This is a genomic window from Tissierella sp., assembly GCF_031460495.1.
Classification (GTDB): Bacteria; Bacillota; Clostridia; order Tissierellales; family Tissierellaceae; genus JAVKTS01.
Map to the genome: position 1 here is coordinate 773,106 of NZ_JAVKTS010000001.1, position 23,140 is coordinate 796,245.

Annotated in this window: 22 protein-coding genes; all 22 read left to right on the plus strand. The window is 32.6% G+C overall.

From position 1 onward, the window contains the following. The first annotated feature begins 35 nt into the window (after window positions 1-35). The 22 genes from RIN63_RS03650 to RIN63_RS03755 all read left to right on the plus strand — a co-directional run bounded on the left by RIN63_RS03650 (window position 36) and on the right by RIN63_RS03755 (window position 22,746). Complete coding sequence (locus tag RIN63_RS03650) at window positions 36-455, plus strand: S1 RNA-binding domain-containing protein (protein WP_310443305.1); 420 nt, start codon at window positions 36-38, stop codon at window positions 453-455. 275 nt (window positions 456-730) lie between these two features. After that, window positions 731-3,058, plus strand: coding sequence for a stage II sporulation protein E (gene spoIIE / locus RIN63_RS03655; protein ID WP_310443306.1), 2,328 nt, complete (start codon window positions 731-733; stop codon window positions 3,056-3,058). A gap of 150 nt (window positions 3,059-3,208) precedes the next feature. After that, window positions 3,209-4,603: a tRNA lysidine(34) synthetase TilS gene (tilS, locus tag RIN63_RS03660; protein WP_310443307.1), complete on the plus strand. Its 1,395-nt coding sequence runs from the start codon at window positions 3,209-3,211 to the stop codon at window positions 4,601-4,603. Between the two features lie 14 nt (window positions 4,604-4,617). Further along, window positions 4,618-5,154 carry a hypoxanthine phosphoribosyltransferase gene (gene hpt / locus RIN63_RS03665; RefSeq protein WP_310443308.1) on the plus strand — a complete coding sequence of 179 codons (537 nt, stop codon included), beginning with the start codon at window positions 4,618-4,620 and terminating at the stop codon, window positions 5,152-5,154. A 78-nt stretch (window positions 5,155-5,232) separates the two neighbouring features. Next, window positions 5,233-7,050 carry an ATP-dependent zinc metalloprotease FtsH gene (ftsH, locus tag RIN63_RS03670; protein WP_310443309.1) on the plus strand — a complete coding sequence of 606 codons (1,818 nt, stop codon included), beginning with the start codon at window positions 5,233-5,235 and terminating at the stop codon, window positions 7,048-7,050. 182 nt (window positions 7,051-7,232) lie between these two features. Further along, entirely contained in the window at window positions 7,233-8,912 is a 1,680-nt protein-coding gene (locus RIN63_RS03675) for a methylmalonyl-CoA mutase family protein (RefSeq protein ID WP_310443310.1), read from the plus strand. A 112-nt stretch (window positions 8,913-9,024) separates the two neighbouring features. After that, window positions 9,025-9,420 carry a cobalamin B12-binding domain-containing protein gene (locus RIN63_RS03680; protein WP_310443311.1) on the plus strand — a complete coding sequence of 132 codons (396 nt, stop codon included), beginning with the start codon at window positions 9,025-9,027 and terminating at the stop codon, window positions 9,418-9,420. Between the two features lie 17 nt (window positions 9,421-9,437). Continuing rightward, window positions 9,438-10,379 carry a methylmalonyl Co-A mutase-associated GTPase MeaB gene (gene meaB / locus RIN63_RS03685; RefSeq protein ID WP_310443312.1) on the plus strand — a complete coding sequence of 314 codons (942 nt, stop codon included), beginning with the start codon at window positions 9,438-9,440 and terminating at the stop codon, window positions 10,377-10,379. Between the two features lie 40 nt (window positions 10,380-10,419). After that, the gene (gene mce, locus RIN63_RS03690) at window positions 10,420-10,821 is read left to right on the plus strand and encodes a methylmalonyl-CoA epimerase (RefSeq protein WP_310443313.1); all 402 of its coding nucleotides are present in this window, start codon (window positions 10,420-10,422) and stop codon (window positions 10,819-10,821) included. A gap of 27 nt (window positions 10,822-10,848) precedes the next feature. Next, window positions 10,849-12,393, plus strand: coding sequence for a carboxyl transferase domain-containing protein (locus RIN63_RS03695; protein ID WP_310443314.1), 1,545 nt, complete (start codon window positions 10,849-10,851; stop codon window positions 12,391-12,393). Between the two features lie 14 nt (window positions 12,394-12,407). Further along, window positions 12,408-12,770, plus strand: a complete 363-nt coding sequence (locus RIN63_RS03700) for an OadG family transporter subunit (protein ID WP_310443315.1) — start codon at window positions 12,408-12,410, stop codon at window positions 12,768-12,770. Between the two features lie 25 nt (window positions 12,771-12,795). Beyond that, window positions 12,796-13,200, plus strand: coding sequence for a DUF2118 domain-containing protein (locus RIN63_RS03705; protein ID WP_310443316.1), 405 nt, complete (start codon window positions 12,796-12,798; stop codon window positions 13,198-13,200). Between the two features lie 27 nt (window positions 13,201-13,227). Beyond that, on the plus strand, window positions 13,228-14,367 hold the full coding sequence (locus RIN63_RS03710) for a sodium ion-translocating decarboxylase subunit beta (RefSeq protein ID WP_310443317.1): 1,140 nt from the start codon (window positions 13,228-13,230) through the stop codon (window positions 14,365-14,367). 171 nt (window positions 14,368-14,538) lie between these two features. Then, window positions 14,539-15,495, plus strand: coding sequence for a P1 family peptidase (locus tag RIN63_RS03715; RefSeq protein ID WP_310443318.1), 957 nt, complete (start codon window positions 14,539-14,541; stop codon window positions 15,493-15,495). A 174-nt stretch (window positions 15,496-15,669) separates the two neighbouring features. Next, complete coding sequence (locus tag RIN63_RS03720) at window positions 15,670-16,422, plus strand: ECF transporter S component (protein ID WP_310443319.1); 753 nt, start codon at window positions 15,670-15,672, stop codon at window positions 16,420-16,422. A gap of 10 nt (window positions 16,423-16,432) precedes the next feature. Then, window positions 16,433-17,215: a type III pantothenate kinase gene (locus RIN63_RS03725; RefSeq protein WP_310443320.1), complete on the plus strand. Its 783-nt coding sequence runs from the start codon at window positions 16,433-16,435 to the stop codon at window positions 17,213-17,215. Window positions 17,216-17,258: 43 nt separating this feature from the next. Then, the gene (dusB, locus tag RIN63_RS03730) at window positions 17,259-18,230 is read left to right on the plus strand and encodes a tRNA dihydrouridine synthase DusB (RefSeq protein ID WP_310443321.1); all 972 of its coding nucleotides are present in this window, start codon (window positions 17,259-17,261) and stop codon (window positions 18,228-18,230) included. Between the two features lie 128 nt (window positions 18,231-18,358). After that, window positions 18,359-19,219 carry a hypothetical protein gene (locus tag RIN63_RS03735; protein WP_310443322.1) on the plus strand — a complete coding sequence of 287 codons (861 nt, stop codon included), beginning with the start codon at window positions 18,359-18,361 and terminating at the stop codon, window positions 19,217-19,219. A gap of 150 nt (window positions 19,220-19,369) precedes the next feature. Beyond that, on the plus strand, window positions 19,370-19,846 hold the full coding sequence (greA, locus tag RIN63_RS03740) for a transcription elongation factor GreA (protein ID WP_310443323.1): 477 nt from the start codon (window positions 19,370-19,372) through the stop codon (window positions 19,844-19,846). A gap of 31 nt (window positions 19,847-19,877) precedes the next feature. Beyond that, complete coding sequence (gene lysS / locus RIN63_RS03745) at window positions 19,878-21,356, plus strand: lysine--tRNA ligase (protein ID WP_310443324.1); 1,479 nt, start codon at window positions 19,878-19,880, stop codon at window positions 21,354-21,356. Between the two features lie 140 nt (window positions 21,357-21,496). Next, window positions 21,497-22,372, plus strand: a complete 876-nt coding sequence (locus RIN63_RS03750) for an S-layer homology domain-containing protein (RefSeq protein ID WP_310443325.1) — start codon at window positions 21,497-21,499, stop codon at window positions 22,370-22,372. Window positions 22,373-22,527: 155 nt separating this feature from the next. Continuing rightward, window positions 22,528-22,746, plus strand: coding sequence for a hypothetical protein (locus RIN63_RS03755; RefSeq protein ID WP_310443326.1), 219 nt, complete (start codon window positions 22,528-22,530; stop codon window positions 22,744-22,746). Window positions 22,747-23,140: the final 394 nt, after the last annotated feature.

Sequence of the window (23,140 nt, forward strand, 5' to 3'; positions counted from 1 at the left end):
ATTAAGAAAATTATTTTAAGGGGGATCATTAATTCATGCCGGTATCAGTAGGAGATGTAGTTGATGGCACTGTCACAGGGATAACAAACTTCGGTGCGTTTATCCAGCTACCAGAAGGGAAAAGCGGACTTGTCCATATTTCAGAAATATCTCACGATTATGTTGAGAAAGTTGTTGATTACTTAAAGAAGGATCAGAAAGTAAAGGTAAAGGTTCTTTCAATTTCAAAGGAGGGAAAAATAAGTCTTTCCATAAGACAAGCAAAACCTAAGACTAATAAACCAGTTGAAATTGAATGGAATAAACCAGATGATAAAATGAAGTTTATGTCTTTTGAAGATAAGATGAATAAATTTTTAAAAGATAGTAATGAGAAGATGGATCAATTAAAAACAAGAGATAATAGAAAAAGTAGTGGGCTTAAACCAAAAAAGACAAATGGAACAGATATATAAAACCGGAAAATTCCGGTTTTTTTATTTTTTATTTACAATAAACCAACAAAATTATACATTAAGTGAATAATCGCTTACATTAGGTTGGAAGCATTGAAAACAAGTGACTTAAATCTTAATCTAATATGGATTAAGATTTATTTAAGAACAGTTAAGGTTATAGGAAATACCAATATTTTATGTCTAATATTTCTTTTAGATTAGTACTTTCCTTTGACAAATTATTATTACTTCTTTTGTTAGTATTAACTCAATATAACAAGGGAGTGATTTTTATGATGAGAACAGAATCCTTAAGAACAAAAAGGAATTGGTATGATTTAGGTATTAGATTAAATAGTAACGCAATCATAATTTTACTTATGGGATTTTTCCTGGCTAGGACAAATATACTTAACAAATTGACACCATTTGGATTTGCCTTTCTACTAGCATATATTGTTATGAAGGGTGTAAAAGTGTCCTTGCTATTATCTGTGTTGATTGGAACTTTTACATTTCAAGGATTAGCTGGAGTAAGCTATGGGATTTCATGTATACTAGTTTTTTCTTTCTTTGCTCTAATTAAAGAGGAGAAAACATATTCCTTAGTAAAATCCATACTAATAGGAACAAGTATATTTATTATAAGCAGATCATTTGGACTTATTATGGAGAAAACATTCTTCATATATGATTTATTCCTTATTATATTTGAAGGAATAGTTGTTTTCACCATGAGCTATGTTTTTTCCTTTAGTCTCCCTATAGAGAGAGTCAGCAGTACAAGCATAAATAATGAAAAAACCATTAGTTCATTTATTACATTAGCTTTAGCACTTTCTGGGATTAGCAATATGGGCATATTAGGAGTTGGGATTAAGAATGCTGTTTCTGTGATTATAATATTATTTCTAGGATATAATCAAGGAGCATTATTTGGTGGTACTTCAGGGATGATACTAGGCATGGTGTCTTATATATCTAATCCAGAGATGCCATTTATAATAGGCATATTTGGTATTGCAGGGTTATTGGCAGGAGTTTTTAGAGATTTAGGGAAATCCGGATCAGCACTAGGTTTTTTCCTTGGCAATGGAATAATGTCCTTTTATATAAATGGACTTGGGACATCCTTCCTTAGTTACAGAGAAATAATAATCTCCACATTAATATTTTTTCTAGTATCTAATAAAACAAACAGTAAAATCTCCAATATATTTACTTTGGATTCCAGCATAAAAAAAGACTATAGCTTAAAAAGAGATGAAATTGTTGTGAAAAAACTAAATAGAATGGTAGAATTGTTTGAAAATCTAAGTGCAACATTTAAAGAATCTGCACAGGAAAGGGATTGTCATTCAGCAAAACAAGTATATAGTTTAGTAGATGGCATAGTAAATGGTATATGTAACAAATGTCCGAGGTACAATATATGTTGGGAGAAAAACTATTATAATACCTATCAGAATTTCTTTAATCTAGTTGGAAAAGTTGAAATTAAAGGAATTGACAATGAAAGCGTTCTATTAGGTGCCAAAAAATTCTGTATTAAGGATGAAGAAATAATAGACATAATAGATAGGGCTGTTGAGAAGCTTAAATTAACTCAAACTTGGGAAGTGAAATTGAAAGAAAATAGACTTCTTATGTCAGAACAACTTGAAGGTATTAGCAAGGTAATAGGAAATATGACTACAGATATTTATTCCAATCCAATATTTAATAAAGATCTGGAACAAACACTTTACAAGGACTTAAAGAATAAGCGAATAGATGTAAGGGATGTGTCTGTAGCACAGATAGGTCAGGAGGATTTTGATATATTTATAGATTTGAATACTTCTATGCTGGAAGAAAACAAATTAAAAAGTATAGTCTCTGAGAGCTTAAAATTTCCAGTAGTGGGAGATAATTATCTTGTAAATCAAGGCAGTCAAGTAAAAAGGTTTAAATTACTTAGGCATAATAGATTTTCTGCTATGACTAAGATAGCATCAGCGGCTAATTCAGAAAACAAAATATCTGGAGATAGCTACACCTACGGAGAAATAGAAAACACTCATTTTTCTGCTTTAAGCGATGGAATGGGCATTGGTAGAAAGGCGAAAGAAGAAAGCAAGGTAGCCATTGCATTATTAGAGAGGTTGATGGAGGCTAATATTGATAAAAATCTTACTTTGAAAACAATAAACTCTGTTCTAAGAGCCAAGTCAAATGAAGAAATATTTACGACATTAGATTTAGCATTTATAGATTTATATTCAGGAAAGTTACAGATGATTAAAACCGGAGCACCATCTACTTTCATAAGAAAGAAAGATAGAGTGGAGATAATTAGCTCTAGGACATTGCCAGTAGGATTATTGAAAGATATTGAGTTTAATATTTATGAAGAATATGTTGAAGATGGTGATATCATTGTTATGGTATCAGATGGAATACTAGATGCAAATAGGGATATAGCCAATCAAGAGGCTTGGATGAAGGATTTTATTATGAATATAGATAGTATCAATCCCCAAACTATTGCCAATATGATAATTAAAGAATCTCAAAATACATTATCTAATACTAAAGATGATATGACTGTATTAGTAACTAAGGTCTGGAAGAATGTATAAGATAGTGAATAGTTAATTAAATCTCCCTTACAAAGGCTGCAAAGAATAAAGATTATTCACGCAGCCTTAGATTTTGTTGACAATTAGGTTATAATAAAGGTATGTTCATATTAAGTACATATTGATATAATAATATTTAGGGTGATGAATTTGAAAGAAAAGGTTTTATCAACAATCAATGAATATAATCTAATAAAAGAAAATGAAAACATAGTAGTAGGTGTTTCTGGAGGGCCAGATTCTATGGCCCTATTATATGTCTTAATGGACATAAGAACTTCTATTAATTTCAATTTACTCATTGCTCATGTGAATCATGGTGTAAGGGGAGAAGATGCAAAAAATGATCAATTATTCGTTGAAGACATAGCTAAAGAGCTTAATATACCCTACTATGCTAAAGATGTGAATATGATTGAATATGGTAAAGAAAAGGGTATATCTTCTGAAGAAGCAGGTAGAGAATTAAGATATGGTTTTTTCAGAGAAATCCTTCAAGCTTTAGGAGGGGGGAAAATTGCTGTAGCCCACAATATGAATGACCAAGGTGAAACATTACTTATGAGAATTATGAGGGGTACTGGTATTGATGGTTTAAAAGGTATGGAATTTATTAATCAAGATATAATTAGACCAATTTTGGGTATAGATAGGAAAGAGATTGAGGAGTATATTGAAAAGAATGGAATTAGAACTGTATTAGATAAAACAAATCTTATGCCCATTTATTCTAGAAATAAGGTAAGATTAGAATTAATACCTTATATTCAAGATAACTTCAATCCAAATATAATTAATACCCTTTGGAGGATGTCAAAGATTGCTGCTATAGATAGTAACTTTCTAGAGAGCTATTCTGAAAAAAGATTTAATATCATGGTGAAAAATCAGGACAAACACTGTATAATTCTAAATAGGGATATGTTTTTATCTGAAGATAAAAGTATCCAACAAAGGATTATTAGAATATCCATACTAAAGATCAATGATTCTTTACATGGTATTTCTGAAAATCAAATATCCAGTGCATTAAATATATTTTCTATGTCTGAAACAGGTAAAGAAGTTCATATGTCAAATAATATTGTGGCAAAAACAAGTTATGGCGATTTAATAATTGAAAGATACAAAGAAAAAATCAACAATAAGTATTTCTATGAACTAAAACTATCAGAGATAAATAGTTGCGAAGATATAGGCTACTCTTTCAATCTTGGAGTATTTTCTGTGGATCATAACTTTGTAATGGATAAGAACAAATTTACTCGATATTTTGATTTTGACAAGATCCTAGGGAAAATAGCAGTAAGGAGTAGACTAAATGGAGATAAGTTTACGCCTTTTGGGATGGCAGGTACAAAGAAATTAAAGGATTATTTTATTGATGAAAAAGTTCCAAAAGAATTGAGAGATAGTATTCCTATCATAGTAGATGAAGAGAATATTCTCTGGCTAGTAGGATATAGAACTAATGAAAATTATAAATTGACTAAAGACACAAAAAATGTTTTAGTTATATCCTACAATAAAATTGATAATACATAACAAGGAGGATTTAAATGGAAAATATAATTAAGAGCATATTGGTAAGTGAGGAAGATATTGCAGAAAAGGTAAAGGAATTGGGTAAACAGATTACAGAAGATTATAAGGGCAAGGATCTTATACTAGTAGGTATCCTAAAAGGAGCAGTTATTTTTATGTCTGATTTATCTAGAAATATTAAGATGCCAATAGGTATGGATTTCATGGCTGTATCAAGCTATGGAAGATCATCTACATCTACAGGTGAAGTTAGAATAATAAAGGATTTAGATTTTAGTGTGGAAAACAAGGATATCATCATTGTGGAAGATATCATAGATACAGGATATACATTGGCTTATCTAACAGATAATTTAAGAAAAAGAGGTGCAAAATCTGTTAAGGTTTGTACACTTTTAGATAAACCTGAGAGAAGAAAAGTAGATGTTGCTGTGGATTACTTAGGCTTTGCTATTCCAGATGAATTTGTAGTAGGGTATGGGCTAGATTATGCTGAAAAGGGCAGAAATTTACCATATGTTGCTGCCTTAAAAGAAGAAGTATATAGCTAATTAGATGGTTGTAAAATGAAATTAATGATGATATAATGATATGATATCATTTGGCAATAGACGGAGGGAGGATTTGTATTGAGAAAGTTTTTTAAAGATATTAGCGTGTACCTACTAATAGTGATTGTTATAATGTTTTTTGTAAGTACACTAGGAAATAATGTAGAAGAAATTAAAACAGTAGATGTGACTGAATTAGTAGGACATTTGAATAATGATAGAGTTGAGAGTATAACTATGGTAGGCAAAGAAGTGCAAGGTAAACTTAGAGATAAAACTCAGTTTACTACAATATTACCTGATGAGATGAGATATACTTTTTATTCTGATTATTTGAAGGATTTAGTTGATAGCAACCAAATTAATTATAGTGGCAAATTAGAGCCAACTACTCCTTGGTTTATTAGCGCAATTCCAACTATATTAATGATTCTCGTTTTTGTAGTATTTTGGTTTGTTTTTATGCAACAATCTCAAGGTGGAGGTGGCGGCGGTAAAGTCATGAGTTTTGGGAAATCAAGGGCTAGAATGCATAAAGAAGAGGATGGCAAACTAGTTACCTTTGGTGAAGTTGCTGGATTAGAGGAAGAAAAAGAAGAGCTTAAGGAGATAGTAGATTTCTTAAGAGCTCCTAGAAAATATATTGAAATTGGTGCAAGAATTCCTACAGGAGTATTACTAGTAGGGCCTCCTGGAACTGGTAAGACTTATTTGAGTAGAGCTGTAGCAGGTGAAGCAGCAGTTCCTTTCTTTACTATATCTGGCTCAGATTTTGTAGAAATGTTTGTAGGTGTTGGAGCCAGTCGTGTAAGAGATTTATTTGAACAAGCAAAGAAAAATGCACCTTGTATAATATTTATAGATGAAATTGATGCTGTTGGTAGAAGAAGAGGCGCTGGTGTTGGTGGAGGTCATGATGAAAGGGAGCAAACTCTAAATCAACTTTTAGTTGAGATGGATGGATTTGCTACTAATGAAGGAATAATAGTTATGGCAGCAACTAATAGAGCTGATATACTTGATCCTGCCTTACTAAGACCAGGTAGATTTGACAGAACTATTTATGTTGGATTACCAGATGTGAAAGGTAGAGAAGCAATACTTGAAGTTCACACAAAGAATAAACCATTAGATCCAGAAGTAAATTTACAAGTAGTAGCGAAAAGAACTGTAGGTTTTACGCCAGCAGATTTAGAAAACCTTGTTAATGAAGCTGCTATATTAACAGCCAGATTTAATTTGAAATCCATTCCCATGGATTTAATTGAAGAGGCATCTATTAAAGTTCAAGCTGGACCAGAGAAGAAATCTAAAGTTGTAAGTGAGAAAGAAAAGAAACTAACAGCTTATCACGAAGCTGGGCATGCACTTACTTCAAGACTGACTCCTGATACAGATCCAGTTCATATGGTGACTATAATTCCTAGAGGAATGGCGGGAGGATTTACTGCTTATATACCTGAGGAAGATAGATCTTATCTAACAAAGAAACAAATGGAAAATAGATTAGTAATGCTTCTTGGTGGTAGGGTAGCAGAAGCTTTAGTATTAGAAGATATAAGTACAGGAGCTCAAAATGATATAGAGAGAGCAACTAAAATTGCAAGATCAATGGTAACTCATTATGGTATGAGTGATATACTTGGACCTATGACTTATGGTTCTGATGAAGATGAAGTCTTCGTTGGTAGAGATTTTGGTAGGGCAAGAAATTATAGTGAAGATGTGGCTGCTGCAATAGATAAAGAAATGAGAACCTTAATTGATACAGCCTATAATAAAGCAGAAGCATTATTAAATGAGAATATGGATAAACTTCATAAAGTTGCTGAAGCATTGCTAGAGAAAGAAACTATTGATGGCAAAGAGTTTGAAGCATTATTTATCGGAGCATAAAATAGGAGATTTTCTCCTATTTTTTTTATGTGTAAATGGAAGATTTAATTCATTTTATGCAATTTATCATTCATTTAAAGTTAATATTGAAATATATGTTGCAAAAACATACCAAGTATTACTATAATAGACTATAGATAGAAGTTTAAAAATACTTATGATAAAGAATAGGAGGTAACAAAATGTTTGATGATAAAAAGATTGATAGTATAAAATCATCTGTTGAATCTTGGGATAAGGAATCAATACAGAAATCATTGGCTAGATTTCCTGAAAGAAAAGAAAAGTTTACTACGGGTTCCAATGTTGAAGTAAACAGGCTATATACACCTATTGATATAGCTGATATGGATTATAATGAGGATTTGGGATTCCCAGGTGAGTATCCATTTACTAGAGGCGTTCAATCTACTATGTATAGAGGTAGACTTTGGACTATGAGACAATATGCAGGATTTGCATCTGCTGAGGAGTCAAATCAGAGATATAAATATTTACTAGATCAAGGACAGACTGGTCTTAGTGTTGCTTTTGACTTACCAACACAAATTGGATATGATTCTGATGATGGCTTATCAGAAGGTGAAGTTGGCAAGGTGGGAGTTGCCATTGACTCATTAAAGGATATGGAAGTGCTATTTGCTGGAATTCCATTAGATAAAGTTAGTACATCCATGACAATAAACGCACCAGCATCTGTTTTATTAGCAATGTATATTGCAGTTGCAGAAAAACAAGGAGTTTCAAGGGAAAAATTAAGAGGAACAATACAAAATGATATTTTGAAAGAATACATAGCAAGAGGAACTTATATTTTTCCACCAGCAGAATCTATGAGACTAATAACAAATATTTTCGAGTATTGCTCAAAGGAAGTGCCACAATGGAACACTATAAGTATCAGTGGTTATCATATAAGAGAAGCAGGTTCTACTGCTGCACAAGAGGTTGCATTTACTTTAGCAGATGGAATTGCATATGTAGAGGCAGCAATTAAAGCAGGACTTGATGTAGATGATTTTGCTCCAAGATTATCATTCTTCTTCAATGCTCACAATGATTTATTAGAAGAAGTTGCAAAATATAGAGCTGCAAGAAGACTATGGGCGAAGATAATGAAAGAAAGATTTAATGCAAAATCTGCAAAATCAATGCAACTAAAATTCCATACACAAACAGCTGGTTCTACATTAACAGCTCAGCAACCAGATAATAATATAATTAGAGTTACAATTCAAACTTTAGCAGCAGTTCTTGGGGGGACTCAGTCACTTCATACAAATTCAAGAGATGAGGCTCTTGCATTACCTACAGAAGATTCTGTAAGAATTGCTTTAAAAACTCAACAAATAGTAGCTCATGAATCTGGAGTAACTGAAACAATAGATCCACTAGCAGGATCATATTATATAGAAAGCTTGACTAATAGCATTGAAGAAGAAGCTATGAAGTATATTGAAACAATAGATGAGTTAGGTGGATCACCTAAGGCTATTGAAAAAGGATATATTCAAAAAGAAATTCAAAATGCTGCTTATAAATATCAAATGGAAGTAGAATCATTAGATAGGATAGTAGTCGGAGTAAACAAGTACCAAATTGAAGAAACTGATAAAAAGGAACTACTAAGAGTAGACAAATCAGTTGAAATCAATCAAAGAGAAAAATTGAAAGTATTAAGATCTGAAAGAAATAATGAAGAAGTTGAGAGAAACTTAGTTATACTAAAAGAAAAAGCTCAATCTGATGAAAATTTAATGCCATATATATTAGATGCAGTTAAATCATATGCAACTCTTGGAGAAGTTTGTAATGTTCTGCGTGAAGTATTTGGAGAATATCAACAATCAGTAATACTATAATACAGTGAAAAGTGAATAACTAATAATTAAAAAGATTCATATCTTTTAGTTTCTAAACTATTCACTTTTCACTATGAGTTATTCACTAAATAATTGAGGGAGGATTATAATTATGGATAGACCAATTAGAGTGTTGGTAGCGAAACCAGGACTTGATGGACATGATAGAGGAGCAAAGGTAATTGCAAGATCTCTTAGAGATGCTGGCATGGAAGTTATATATACAGGTTTAAGACAAACACCTGAGCAAATAGTAGCTGCTGCAATCCAAGAGGATGTTGATGTAGTAGCCATGAGTATATTATCAGGAGCACATAATCATTTATTTCCAAAGGTAGTGAATCTGCTTAAAGAAGAAGGGGTAGATGATATGCTTATACTTGGTGGAGGAGTTATTCCAGAAGATGACATACCATTTCTTATTGAATCTGGCATAGAAGCAGTATTTACTCCAGGAACATCAACTAAGGATGTAGTAGATTTTGTTACTAACAACCTTAAAAGATAATTTAGGTGGTGCTTTATTTGAACTTAGAGGAACAACTATTAAAGGGTAGTAAAAGGGCCTGTGCTAGACTTATTACCATGATAGAAAACAATGACAAGGAAGCAATTGATATATTAAAGAAATTGTTCTATAAATCAGGAAATGCTTATGTAATTGGTATAACTGGTCCTCCAGGATCAGGTAAATCAACTTTAACTGATAAATTAACTAAAGAGCTTAGGAAAGCAGGCAAAAAGGTTGGTATTGTAGCTATTGATCCTACAAGTCCCTTTAGTGGAGGAGCAATCTTAGGAGATAGAATAAGAATGAGTGACCTAGCCTTAGATAAGGATATATTCATAAGGAGTATGGGTACTCGTGGATCTTTAGGTGGAATGTCTAAATCTACTTGGGGTGCAGTAAAGGTACTGGATATATTTGGTTGTGATTATATTTTTATTGAAACTGTAGGAGTAGGACAATCAGAAGTAGATATTGTAAAGACAGCAGATACAGTACTTATGGTCATGGTTCCAAACTTAGGTGATGATATCCAGGCTATAAAGGCAGGAATTATGGAGATAGCAGATGTTTTTGCTATCAACAAATCAGACTTAGATGGGGCAGACAAGACTAAAGTAGAGATAGAGATGAACCTCGATTTAAATGAAAAAACTGATTATAGACAGCCTGTAATTAAAGTATCTGCTGGACAGAACAAGGATATAGATGTATTACTAGAAAAGATACTAGATCATAAGAAATACTTGGAAGAAAATAATAAACTAGAAGAAGTAAGAATTAGAAACAATAAATTAGAAGTATTAAAGATGGTTGAAGAAGAACTAATGAAGTTAATATTAGATAGAGCAATAGAGGGAGACTTAATTGATAACTTAGCGAAAAAAGTTACACTAAGAGAAACTGACCCCTATACTGCTAAGGATGACATAATACAGTTAATAACTAAAGGTGAATAGTGAAAAGTTCTTCACTATTCACTAAAAAGGAGGTAATCACATGGTTGGTAAAGTTGATCATATTGGTATTGCTGTAAAGAACTTAGATGAAACACTTAAGTTTTATGAAGATATATTAGGTATGAAATGTGTAGAGAAGGAAGTAGTAGAGGAGCAAAAAGTTAAAGTTGCATTTTTACCTATAGGAGATACTGAAGTAGAATTACTTGAATCAACAGAGGAAGATGGACCTATAGCTAAATTTATAGAGAAAAAGGGTGAAGGAATTCAACATATTGCTTATAAAGTAGATGATATTGAAAAAGCAATAGAAGAGTTAAAAGAAAAAGGAATTAGAATGATAGATGAAAAGCCAAGATATGGTGCAGGTGGTGCAAAGATAGCCTTTTTACATCCAAAATCAACATTTGGAGTGCTTATAGAGCTTTGTCAAAGGGATTAAGTACATAACAAAAAAAGGAGGATAAATATGAAGGAAAAAATTGAAAGGCTCCTAGAAACCAAGAAGAAAATTGAACTTGGGGGCGGAGAAAGTAGGATTGAAAAACATCACAAGTCTGGGAAACTAACAGCAAGAGAAAGGATTAATCTATTATTTGATGAAGGTAGCTTCGTAGAAATAGATAAGTTTGTTGAGCATAGATGCACAAACTTTGATATGGATAAAGTAGAAGCTCCTGCTGATGGTGTAGTAACAGGTTATGGTACAGTAGATGGTAGACTTGTATTTACCTATGCTCAAGATTTTACAGTAGTTGGAGGATCTTTAGGTGAAATGCATGCTGCAAAGATTTGTAAGGTTCAAGATATGGCATTGAAAATGGGAGCACCAATTGTAGGATTCAATGATTCAGGTGGAGCAAGAATCCAAGAAGGTGTAGATGCATTGTCAGGATATGGAAAGATATTCTATAGAAACACTATTTCATCTGGTGTTATACCTCAAATTTCAGTTATAATGGGACCTTCAGCAGGTGGAGCAGTTTATTCACCAGCATTAACTGATTTTATTTTCATGGTAGATAAAACTAGTATGATGTTCATTACTGGACCACAAGTAATTAAATCTGTAACAGGTGAAGAAGTTACTCAAGAAGAATTAGGTGGAGCAAGTACACACAATACTACATCTGGAGTAGCTCATTTCATAGATAATACTGAAGCAGAATGTATTGAAAGAATCAAGGAATTATTATCTTATTTACCTTCCAACAATTTAGAAGAAGCACCGATTTATACTATTGAAGATGAAATAAACAGAGTTGAAGAAAAACTTAACGAATTAATTCCTGTAAATCCTAACAAGCCATATGATATGAAAGAAATCATAAGACTTTTAGCAGATGCAGGAGAATTCTTCGAAGTACAACCATATTATGCACAAAATATTTTAACTGGATATATAAGATTAAATGGAAAAACCATAGGTGTAATTGGTAACCAACCTAAGGTTTTAGCAGGATGTTTAGATATCAATGCTTCAGATAAAGCAGGAAGATTCATAAGAACATGTGATGCCTTCAATATTCCTTTATTGAACTTAGTAGATGTACCAGGCTTCTTACCAGGGACAACTCAAGAATATGGCGGAATTATTAGACATGGTGCAAAGATGCTCTATGCTTATAGTGAAGCAACAGTTCCAAAGGTTACATTAATAGTGAGAAAGGCTTATGGTGGAGCATATCTAGCTATGTGTTCAAAGGATTTGGGAGCAGATCAAGTGTTTGCTTGGCCAAATGCTGAAATCGCAGTTATGGGACCAGATGGAGCTGCTAATATTATATTTAAAAAAGAAATTGAAAACTCTGAGGATCCAATAAACACAAGACAAGAAAAGATTGCTGAATATAGAGATACAATAGCGAATCCATATATAGCAGCACAAAGAGGCTTTGTAGACGATGTAATCGTTCCAAGCACTACAAGACCAAGACTTATATCTGCCTTTGATATGTTAGAGTCTAAGAGAGAAAACAGACCTGCAAAAAAACATGGCAATATGCCAGTTTAAGAGAGGTGAGATAATTGGGTAATAATATTAGTTTTGGAGATAGTTTAATAATTACTGTATTTAGTATGGTAGTTGTTTTTGCAGCTTTACTTGCTCTTGCAACACTTATATCCATACTGAAAAATTTAAGTAAGGAAAGAAAAATTGAGGCTACGACAAAGCCATCAGAACCAGTTAAGGCTAAAGGAGTTGCACCAACAGAATTAGTGGAAGCTTCTAATGATGAAGAGTTAGTAGCAGTTATTGCTGCAGCTATAGCAGCAAGTTTAGGAGTTAGTGTACCTGATATAAATATAAAAAGTATTAGAAGGGTATCTCAAAGCACTCCAGCTTGGGCAGCCATGGGTAGACAAGAGCGTATATATGGTAAATTATAATATTAATTATTGAGGAGGCATATTCATGAGAAAGTTTATGATAAATGTAAATGGAAATTCCTATGAGGTTGAAGTTGAGGAAATTGTAGGAGGAGTAGCACAAAAATCTGTAGCAACAACACCGACACCAGTAGCACCTAAAGCAGCACCAGCACAAGTGGCACCAACAGTGCCAGCTCCAAAGGTAGAGAAAAAAGAAGTTGTAGTATCTGCAGGGCAAGAAGTTATTGAGGCTCCAATGCCAGGTACTATATTAAGAGTCGATGTAAAAGAGGGCGATACAGTTAAAGCTGGGGATATTTTACTTATTCTAGAAGCTATGAAAATGGAAAATGAAATAGTAGCTCCAAGAGATGGAGTTATTGCAGCTATAAGTGCTTCCACAGGAAATACTGTAAATACTGGAGATAAATTAGTAGTATTAGACTAATTTCGCTAAGAAAGGAAGGTAAATTTCATGAATTTAGTAGATATATTGCTGGACTTTTTTCAGAGTACAGGATTTGCTGCCATTACTTTAGGACAGGCAATAATGCTTTTGGTATCCTTTGTGCTTTTATATTTAGCTATTGCTAGGGGATTTGAGCCCCTATTACTTATTCCAATTGCATTTGGGATGCTACTTGCTAACTTGCCATTAGCAGGATTGATGTCTCCGCCTCAAGATGGACAGGCAGGAGGATTATTATATTACTTATATCAGGGAGTCAAATTGGGTATATACCCTCCTCTTATATTCCTTGGTGTTGGTGCTATGACAGATTTTGGTCCACTTATTGCAAATCCAAGAAGTATATTACTTGGAGCAGCAGCACAATTTGGTATCTTTGTTACTTTCGTAGGTGCAACATTGCTAGGATTTACAGGACCAGAAGCAGCAAGTATAGGCATCATAGGTGGTGCTGATGGACCGACAGCTCTATATTTAACATCAAAACTTGCACCTCATTTATTAGGACCTATAGCTGTAGCAGCTTATTCTTATATGGCATTAGTACCAATTATTCAACCGCCAATTATGAAGGCTCTAACAACTAAAGCAGAAAGAGAAGTAGTGATGGATCAATTAAGACCAGTATCAAAGAAAGAGAAAGTAATTTTCCCTATAGTGGTTACGGTTATGGTTTCCTTATTGTTACCTTCAGCAGCTTCTTTAGTAGGTTTGTTGATGTTTGGTAACCTATTTAGAGAATCATTACTTACTGACAGGTTGTCAAAAACAGCTCAAAACGAGTTAATGAATATTGTTACCATATTCTTAGGTACTACTGTAGGAGCTACAGCCAATGCGGAAACTTTCCTTACACCTCAGACATTAAAAATTATTGCACTAGGACTAATAGCTTTCTCTATAGGTACAGCAGCAGGAGTAATATTTGGAAAAATTATGTATAAGACCTCAGGTGGAAAAGTTAATCCATTAATAGGTTCAGCTGGAGTATCGGCAGTACCGATGGCAGCAAGAGTATCACAAAAAGTTGGACAAGAAGCAAACCCAAGAAACTTCTTATTGATGCATGCTATGGGACCAAATGTAGCAGGAGTAATAGGTTCCGCCGTAGCAGCAGGATTGCTATTGAATTTCTTTGGAGGCTAAAAGTAATTAACAATTAACAGAGAGAAAAGAACAATTAAATCGAGATTCTTCACCATTTTTGGAATGACCAAACTCGTCATCCTGAGTGCAACGAAGGGTCTCGGTTTTTCATTTTTGAATTGTTAACTGTTGACTATTAATCGTTAATTGTTGATTGAAAGGGGTGATTTTGTGTATAAAGGGTATATAACAGATATAAATGGAATAGTAGCTGGTCATTCTCAGTCTGAAGAAGGTATGACAGGATGTACTGTAATTATATGTGAGAAAGGTGCAACCGGTGGAGTAGATGTAAGAGGCTCAGCTCCTGGGACCAGGGAGACAGATTTGTTTAAAGCAGAGAAAATGGTAGATAAGGTTCATGCAGTGGTTTTATCAGGTGGTTCAGCATTTGGATTGGAAGCTTCATCGGGAGTGATGAAATACCTAGAAGAGCAAGGTATTGGATTCGATGTAGGTGTGACTAAGGTGCCAATCGTTGCATCTGCAGTCATATTCGATTTGAATATCGGAGACCATAGGATAAGGCCTGACTTTCAAATGGGATATATAGCTGCTAAGAAAGCCAATGCTCAAGAGCAACTACAAGGAAATATAGGATGTGGTATGGGGGCAACTATAGGTAAAATCCTAGGACCACAAAATGCAATGAAATCAGGACTAGGTTCCGCTACTGTTAGAGTGGGAAATTTAATTGTATCAGCAATGGTTTCTGTCAATAGTTTTGGTGACATATATGATTTTAAGAGCAATAACCAGATTGCAGGAGTATATGATTATGAGAATGGAAAATTATTAAACTCAATAAGTATCATGAAAGAAAACAATAAGGAACTAGGTTTTAATGTACAAAACACCACCATAGGTGCAATAGTTACAAATGCAATTTTGACAAAAGCTGAGGCAAATAAGATTTCTCAAATGGCTCACAATGGTTTTGCAAGGTCTATAAACCCAATCCATACAATGGTAGACGGTGATACAATATTTACTATGGCTACTAATGAAGTTAAAGGGGATATAAGTCTAGTAGGTACATTAGCAGCTGAGGCAATGAGTATGGCTATAACAAACGGAATAGTGTTTGCAGATAGTTCAAATGGGTTAAAAGCTTATAAGGATATTTAGATAATAAAAAGAAAATAAAATTTAATATTATTGTTGAAATAATACTGAATTAGAATTATAATGTTTTTGGTAGATAGCCAACATCATATAGAGTTGGACTGGATAAAAGTTAAATTCAATATTTTATCGACTGGTATCCAAAAAAATAAAAGGAACTAGAGCGGAGGGATTTATGTGGAAAAAGAAAAAAAGGTATTTAATTTAAAGAAGATGGTAGTTATAGCATTACTTGGAGCAATTTCAGTAGTCCTTGGTATGACCCCTATAGGTTTTATACCTGTAGGACCAACTAGAGCAACTATAATGCACATACCTGTAATTATAGGGGCTATAATGGAAGGACCAGTTGTAGGTGGATTTGTTGGGCTGATATTTGGCTTATTTAGCATTTACCAAGCATTGACTACTCCAACGCCTGTGTCATTTGTGTTTTTGAATCCATTGGTATCTATATTACCTAGAATTTTAATTGGCATTACTACTTATTATGTATATAATACTCTAAGAAAAATAGGTAAGAATAAGACCATTGGACTTCTTTACTTAATATGGATAGGTATTATAGCTTATTTATCTTATGGTATATATATTAATTTAGTGAATGAAAAGAGTATATGGTTAACATTGATGAATATTGCACTTATAATTCTAACTCTAGGAATAGCTTATTTAACTCAAGTTAAATTTAAAGATAAAGCTTTAGATGTTATAATATCTTCTGCTGTTGGTACACTGACAAATACTTTAGGTGTTTTATCAATGATATACCTATTATATGCAGAGAAATTTGTAGAAGCATTAGGTGGAGATGTGACCACTGCAAGAAAAATTATATTTGGTATAGGCTTGACAAATGGTATACCAGAGACGATTATAGCAATTATAATTGTGACCTCTGTAGTAGGAGCACTGAGGAGCAAAAGATAATGAAAGAAGGGTGAAATTATTGTTATTAGTCATAGATGTTGGAAACACAAATATAGTATTTGGAGTATTTAAAGACGAAGAACTTCTATATGATTGGAGAATAGCAACTGAGAGAGATAGGACTTCGGATGAATATGGGCTTCTATTTGAACAAATTTTTAGATATCATAAGATAGATCCAGCAGAAGTAGAAAATGTTATTATTTCTTCAGTTGTTCCACCTCTTATGCATACTTTACCAGCGATGAGTGCAAAATATTTCAATATAGATCCTATTGTAGTAGGACCTGGTGTAAAAACTGGTATGAATATTAAATATGATAATCCTAGGGAAGTTGGTGCAGATAGGATAGTAAATGCAGTTGCTGCTTATGAGAAATATGGTGGACCTTTGATAATAGTAGACTTTGGTACAGCTATTACATTTTGCGCTATTTCCAAAGAGGGAGAGTATTTAGGAGGTGCTATTGCACCAGGTATTAAAATCTCAACTGAGGCTTTATTTATGAGAACTGCAAAACTACCAAAGGTTGAAATTGCAAAACCAGATAAAGTTATAGCTAGAAATACAATAAATAGTATACAAGCAGGAGTAGTCTATGGATATATTGGTATGGTTGATTATATTATAGAAAAGATGATTGAAGAAATGGGTGTAAGTAAGGATAAATTTAATATTATAGGAACTGGTGGATTTTCGAATTTAATAGCATCTGAAAGTAAATATATTAAAAAGATAGACAAAATGCTAACCTTGGAAGGTTTAAGAATAGTATTTGAAAGAAATAAGTAAGTAGCTAGTCAGCTACTTACTTTTCTAATATGGAGATGAGAGTATGAGAATTGGAGATATAAAACTTAATAATAATGTATTTTTAGCTCCCATGGCTGGAGTTACAGATTTAGCATTTAGAATATTATGTAAAGAAATGGGAGCTGGATTGGTTTTTTCTGAAATGGTTAGTTCTAAAGGAATGTATTATAATGATAAATCAACAGAACAACTATTGGAGATAGACCCCAAGGAAAGACCAATTGCCATTCAAATATTTGGATCTGACCCGCAGGTAATGGCAAGTGTGGTGGAAAGTCATTTGAATCCTAGGGAAGATATAGATATAATAGACATAAATATGGGATGTCCCGCCCCTAAGATAGTTAAAAATGGGGATGGAAGTGCTTTGATGAAAAACCCTAAGTTAGTTAGGCAAGTATTAAAAGAAGTAGTAAAAGTATCTAAAAAGCCAGTTACTCTAAAGATTAGAATGGGTTGGGATCATGATAATATCAATGGAATAGATATAGCTAAGATTGCAGAGGAAGAAGGGATTGCTGCAATTACAATTCACGCTAGAACCAAAGATATGCTTTATTCTGGAGAGGCAGATTGGGATTATATTAAACTGGTAAAAGAGAATCTAACAATTCCCGTTATAGGAAATGGAGATATTTTTGAACCAGAGGATGGAGTAGAAATGCTTCAATATACAAAATGCGATGGAATAGCTATAGGTAGAGGTTCTCAAGGAAATCCATGGATTTTCAAAAGAATAGTTGATATAATGAATGGAAAAGAAGACAGTCCTCCAGGACATAGAGAAGTAGTAAATATGTGTATTCGACATTTAAATCTTGTGTGTTCAATAAAGGGAGAAAAAGTTGGAGTAAGAGAGATGAGAAAACATGCAGCTTGGTATTTAAAAGGGATGAAAAAGTCAAATGAAATCAAAAACTTAATAAACACTATTGACAGTAAAAAAGACATGGAACAAATACTTACTGAATATATGAATACTTATACACAGTAATCAGTAATCAGTAATTATTAGGAAGCCTCTCTCATATAATAGATTAAAAATTAGAGAGGAGGGTTACTATAGAACTTTTATATATTATAAATAGTGAGAGGTATTTAGACTATTACAAAGATGGATTTATGAAGTATATGCCAAATTTTCTTCTACCAAGCATTAAACCTAAGGTAATTGATGATATTGTTATAAAAGAAAATACAGTTGGTAAAGTAATAGGAATTAATCTGAAGCCTTTTGATGTGAATCATAAACCAAGTTTGGATATGTTTTTAATTGATGTACAGAAACTTAAGACTTCTGATGACACTAGATTGTTTATTGAAGGGCAAGAGAACTTAAATAGTGAAACTCTAAGATATATTGAAGAATATACAAATATGAGGATTTTAAATGGAGAAAATATTAAGATAAAAAATCTTTCCTTAGTCATAAAAGAAGTATATGCTATATTAAAGGAAGATCCTCGAGAAAAGGAAATTTTGATTATCTGTGATAATAAGGATATGTCAAAAAAAGTAATTAAGAGTATGGCAAAAGACTTTAGATTCATTACTACAGTAGGAACTAACAAAGAGGAACATGATGATATCTATAATTATATATTAGAAGAAACGGGACTATCCTTGTTTTACACATCCAATATTGATAAGATTCTTGAAAATTATAAAGTAATTATCAATTTCATGGATAATGTTAGCATGGATTTTTCTAGAGTAAAACGAAATTCTCTTATTTTCAATTTTGGAAGAGGCAAGTTTCCAAGCAATGGCAAGAGACCTCCTTTCATAGAGGATTTTGCTTATGATGCAAATGATTTAGATATTGTTGATAATAAGTGGCTATATAATAAAATAAGAACTGATTTATGTGAGGCTTTAGTAGGGAATAATCTAAGGAAGATAGGTTATTTATATGCTGAAAATAGATTTTATACTGTAAAGGAATATGTTAATTTGTACACTAAAATTAAAGGGAAACTTTAAGTACTTGACATTATTGCTTTACTTGATTATAATATCTTGCATACAATAATGAAATATACTTTTTTCCATTAAATGTAAAAGCAATAAGTAAAAATAATATATATAATAAACCGTTATAATTCTAATGTTTTATGAAAGGGAGAGAATTAAATGCCAGAGAGAGATGTATTTTTGACAGAGGATGGGTTAAAAAGACTTGAAGATGAGTTAGATGATCTTAAATCAAATAAGAGAAAAGAAATAGCTGGAAGGATAAAAGTAGCTTTAGATTTTGGGGATATAAGTGAGAATTCCGAATATGATCAAGCTAAAAATGAGCAGGCTCAATTAGAAGATAGAATTTCCAAGCTAGAAAATATGTTAAGAAACGCAAAGCTTATAGATGAAGATGATATTACAACTGATATTGTAGGTATTGGGTCTAAGGTTTTGGTTAAGGATCTAGAATATGATGAAGAAATGGAATATACTATAGTTGGTTCAGCTGAAGCTGACCCATATAATGGAAAGATTTCTAATGAATCACCAGTAGGCTCAGCCCTACTTGGACATAAATGTGGTGAAACTGTAGATGTTGCAGTTCCAGACGGAAAGATACAGTATCAAATATTAACTATTACAAGATAATGTATTGAAAATAACTAAGGAGGTAGAGTAGATGGCAGGAACAGAATTGAACTTAAATGAAATGCTAATGATGAGAAGAGAAAAATTAAATGAGTTGGTTCAAAAAGGTAAGAATCCTTTTCTAATTGAAAAATTTGATTACACACATCATAGCTCTACTATTAAGGATGAATTTGAAGAATTAGATGGGAAAGCTGTAGCAGTAGCAGGAAGAGTTATGTCTAGACGAGGTCATGGGAAAGTGAGCTTTATAGATTTGCAAGATAGTGAAGGTCGAATTCAAATATTCGTTAAACAAGATGTATTAGGTGAAGAAGAATATAAAGATTTAAGTCTTCTAGACTTAGGAGATATAATAGGTGTGAATGGGGAAGTATTTAGGACTAATGCTGGAGAGATATCTATTAGAGCAGAAAAAATCCTTATAATGTCCAAATCACTGCAAATTCTACCAGAAAAGTTTCATGGCTTGAAGGATCAAGATTTAAGATATAGACAAAGATATGTAGATCTTATTGTAAATCCAGAGGTTAGGGAAACTTTCTTACTTAGAACAAAGATAATTAAAGGAGTAAGAGAGTATCTAGATGAAAGAGGATTTATAGAAGTTGAAACCCCTATATTAGGAACTGTAGCTGGTGGGGCAAACGCTAGACCTTTCGCTACACATCATAATACTTTAGATATAGACATGTATTTGAGAATAGCTAATGAACTATACTTAAAGAGACTTATAGTTGGTGGATTTGAAAAGGTGTATGAAATGGGAAGAATGTTTAGAAACGAAGGTATGAGTCCAAAGCATAATCCTGAATTCACTAATATAGAACTTTACCAAGCATATGTAGATTATGAAGAAATGATGAGATTAACAGAAAATCTTTTTGCCTATGTAGCTGAGAAAGCTTTAGGAACTACTAAGATTAATTACCAAGGTGTTGAATTAGAATTGTCACCACCATGGAGACGATTAGATATGGCAGATGCAGTAAAAGAATTTACTGGTGTAGATTTTGCCACAATAAATACTGATGAAGAAGCTATATCAGTTGCTAAAGCCAAAGGACTTGAAATTAAACCTGGCATGACAAGAGGACATATTATATCAGAGATGTTTGAAGAATTCTGCGAACAGCATTTAATTCAACCTACATTTATAACAGGTCATCCTGTTGAGATATCCCCACTTGCTAAGAGAAATCCAGAGGATCCAAGAAAGACTAATAGATTTGAAGCATTTATCAACACTTGGGAATTAGCTAATGCCTTCTCTGAGTTAAACGATCCAATAGATCAAAGACAAAGATTTGAAGACCAAGTTAAACAAAAGGACTTAGGAGATGATGAAGCACATCCAATGGATACAGATTTCATAAATGCAATAGAAGTAGGGCTTCCACCTACAGGAGGACTTGGTATAGGTATAGATAGAATGATAATACTACTTACAAACCAACCAAGCATAAGAGACATATTATTATTCCCAACTATGAAGCCACTGGATGAATAATTAGTTAATGAATTTATTTTGAAAGTTGTAGATTTTAAATCTACAACTTTTTTAATGTAAGAAGTTAGAGATATATGGTATAATCAACCAGAAAAGAGTTAGATAATCATAGATAACATAGACTAATGAGGAGGTTGATTATGAGAGCTATATTAAAAGTAATGGTTATATTAATTATTTTATCTATATTAGTTCCAACAGTTGTAATAGCTGATACTAATCAAGATAAGCTTAAAGAAATGCTAGAAACATATAATGAAACTATTAAAGAACATGAAGCAACAAAAGAGAAGGTGAAAGAAGAAAACAAAGAAGAAATTGAGGGTAAAGTTGAAGAGCTAGTTACATCAATTAATTTCCCTGATGTTCATAGTTATCATTGGTTTAAAGATGATGTACGAGATTTAGTGAGTAGAGGTTCAATATCTGGATTTCCTGATGGTACATTTAGGCCATTTGATAAGGTAACTAGGGCAGAGTTTTTAAAGATGGCAATATTATCAGTAGATAAAACAATACAAGGAGTACCTACTATAGATCATTGGGCTTCAGGTATATTAAATTCTGCATATGATTTGGGTATTGTGTTAAAATCAGAAATATCTCAAACAAATATGGATCTAAATACTAATATTACTCGTTCTGAAATGGCTAGGATTTTAGTTAGAGTGAATGAAATCATTCAAAAAGAACCTCCTGTAAGTACAAGTGGAATAGAAAATATAATGTATGATTACTATCATGTGGAACATAAATTTAAGTCATATGTAGAACAAGCATATATGAAGGGTTTAGTAGCTGGTTCAGGTAATAGGAGTATATTTAATGGGAGAAATACTGGATCGAGAGCAGAAGCATCAGCTATGATCATAAGGTTACTAGATAATAGTAAGAGAGTAAAGGTAGATTTTGATAAGAAATGGTATCCAGATTATAATGGTGCATTAGTTAATGAAAAAGGACAAATGGCTGAGATGAAAGCAAAAGAATTTGTTTTAAATCTTTTGATACTGTAAAGATATATTCAGAAAATGGAAAGTATTATATTTCCGTAAATCTAGTTGATTTACCTGAAGGCTTTTACTGGCAACCTGGAATATCTGTATATATTGGTAATGGGTTTTATCTATATGCTTCATCAAATCGTGAGACAAAGGGTTTAACGGGTAATGTGGTATTTGAACTAGAAGGAGTTACTAAAAGTCATATTGAAGATGATGCTTGGTTAATATTTTCTCTTCAAATTGTATCTGATAAAAACATCCATGGTTCTATAAGATTTCTGTTAAACACCACAGGGCCAGGTATGGCAAGTGAGAATGATGGATCATTAGGGGATGATAGATATTTTCCATATGATACTACTAAGCAATTTGAAGGTTGGAAATAACTAAGATATATACCTAATCCAAAAATGATTAAAAGGATTCTAGAAATGACATTATGATAACTTGAAATACTTATTGACCAAAGTCAAAATTCATGTTACAATAATGTTTCAGCTAAAAACTGCTGATTTTCAATATAAAAGAAAATAAAAGTTTTATTAAAAAAGGTATTGACTTTAGTAACAAAAGAGAGTATTATAGTAAAAGTCGGCTGAGACATTAAACAAACTTAAATCAAAAACGATTTAAAAAAAGTTTAAAAAAACAGTTGACAGCAAATGAAAAATTTGCTATACTAAACAAGTCGCCTCGTGAGGGACGACGATGAACCTAGATAACTAAACAGTGTGAGAAACTTTGAATTAGAAATTAAGAAACACATGAATGAAGTCAGCA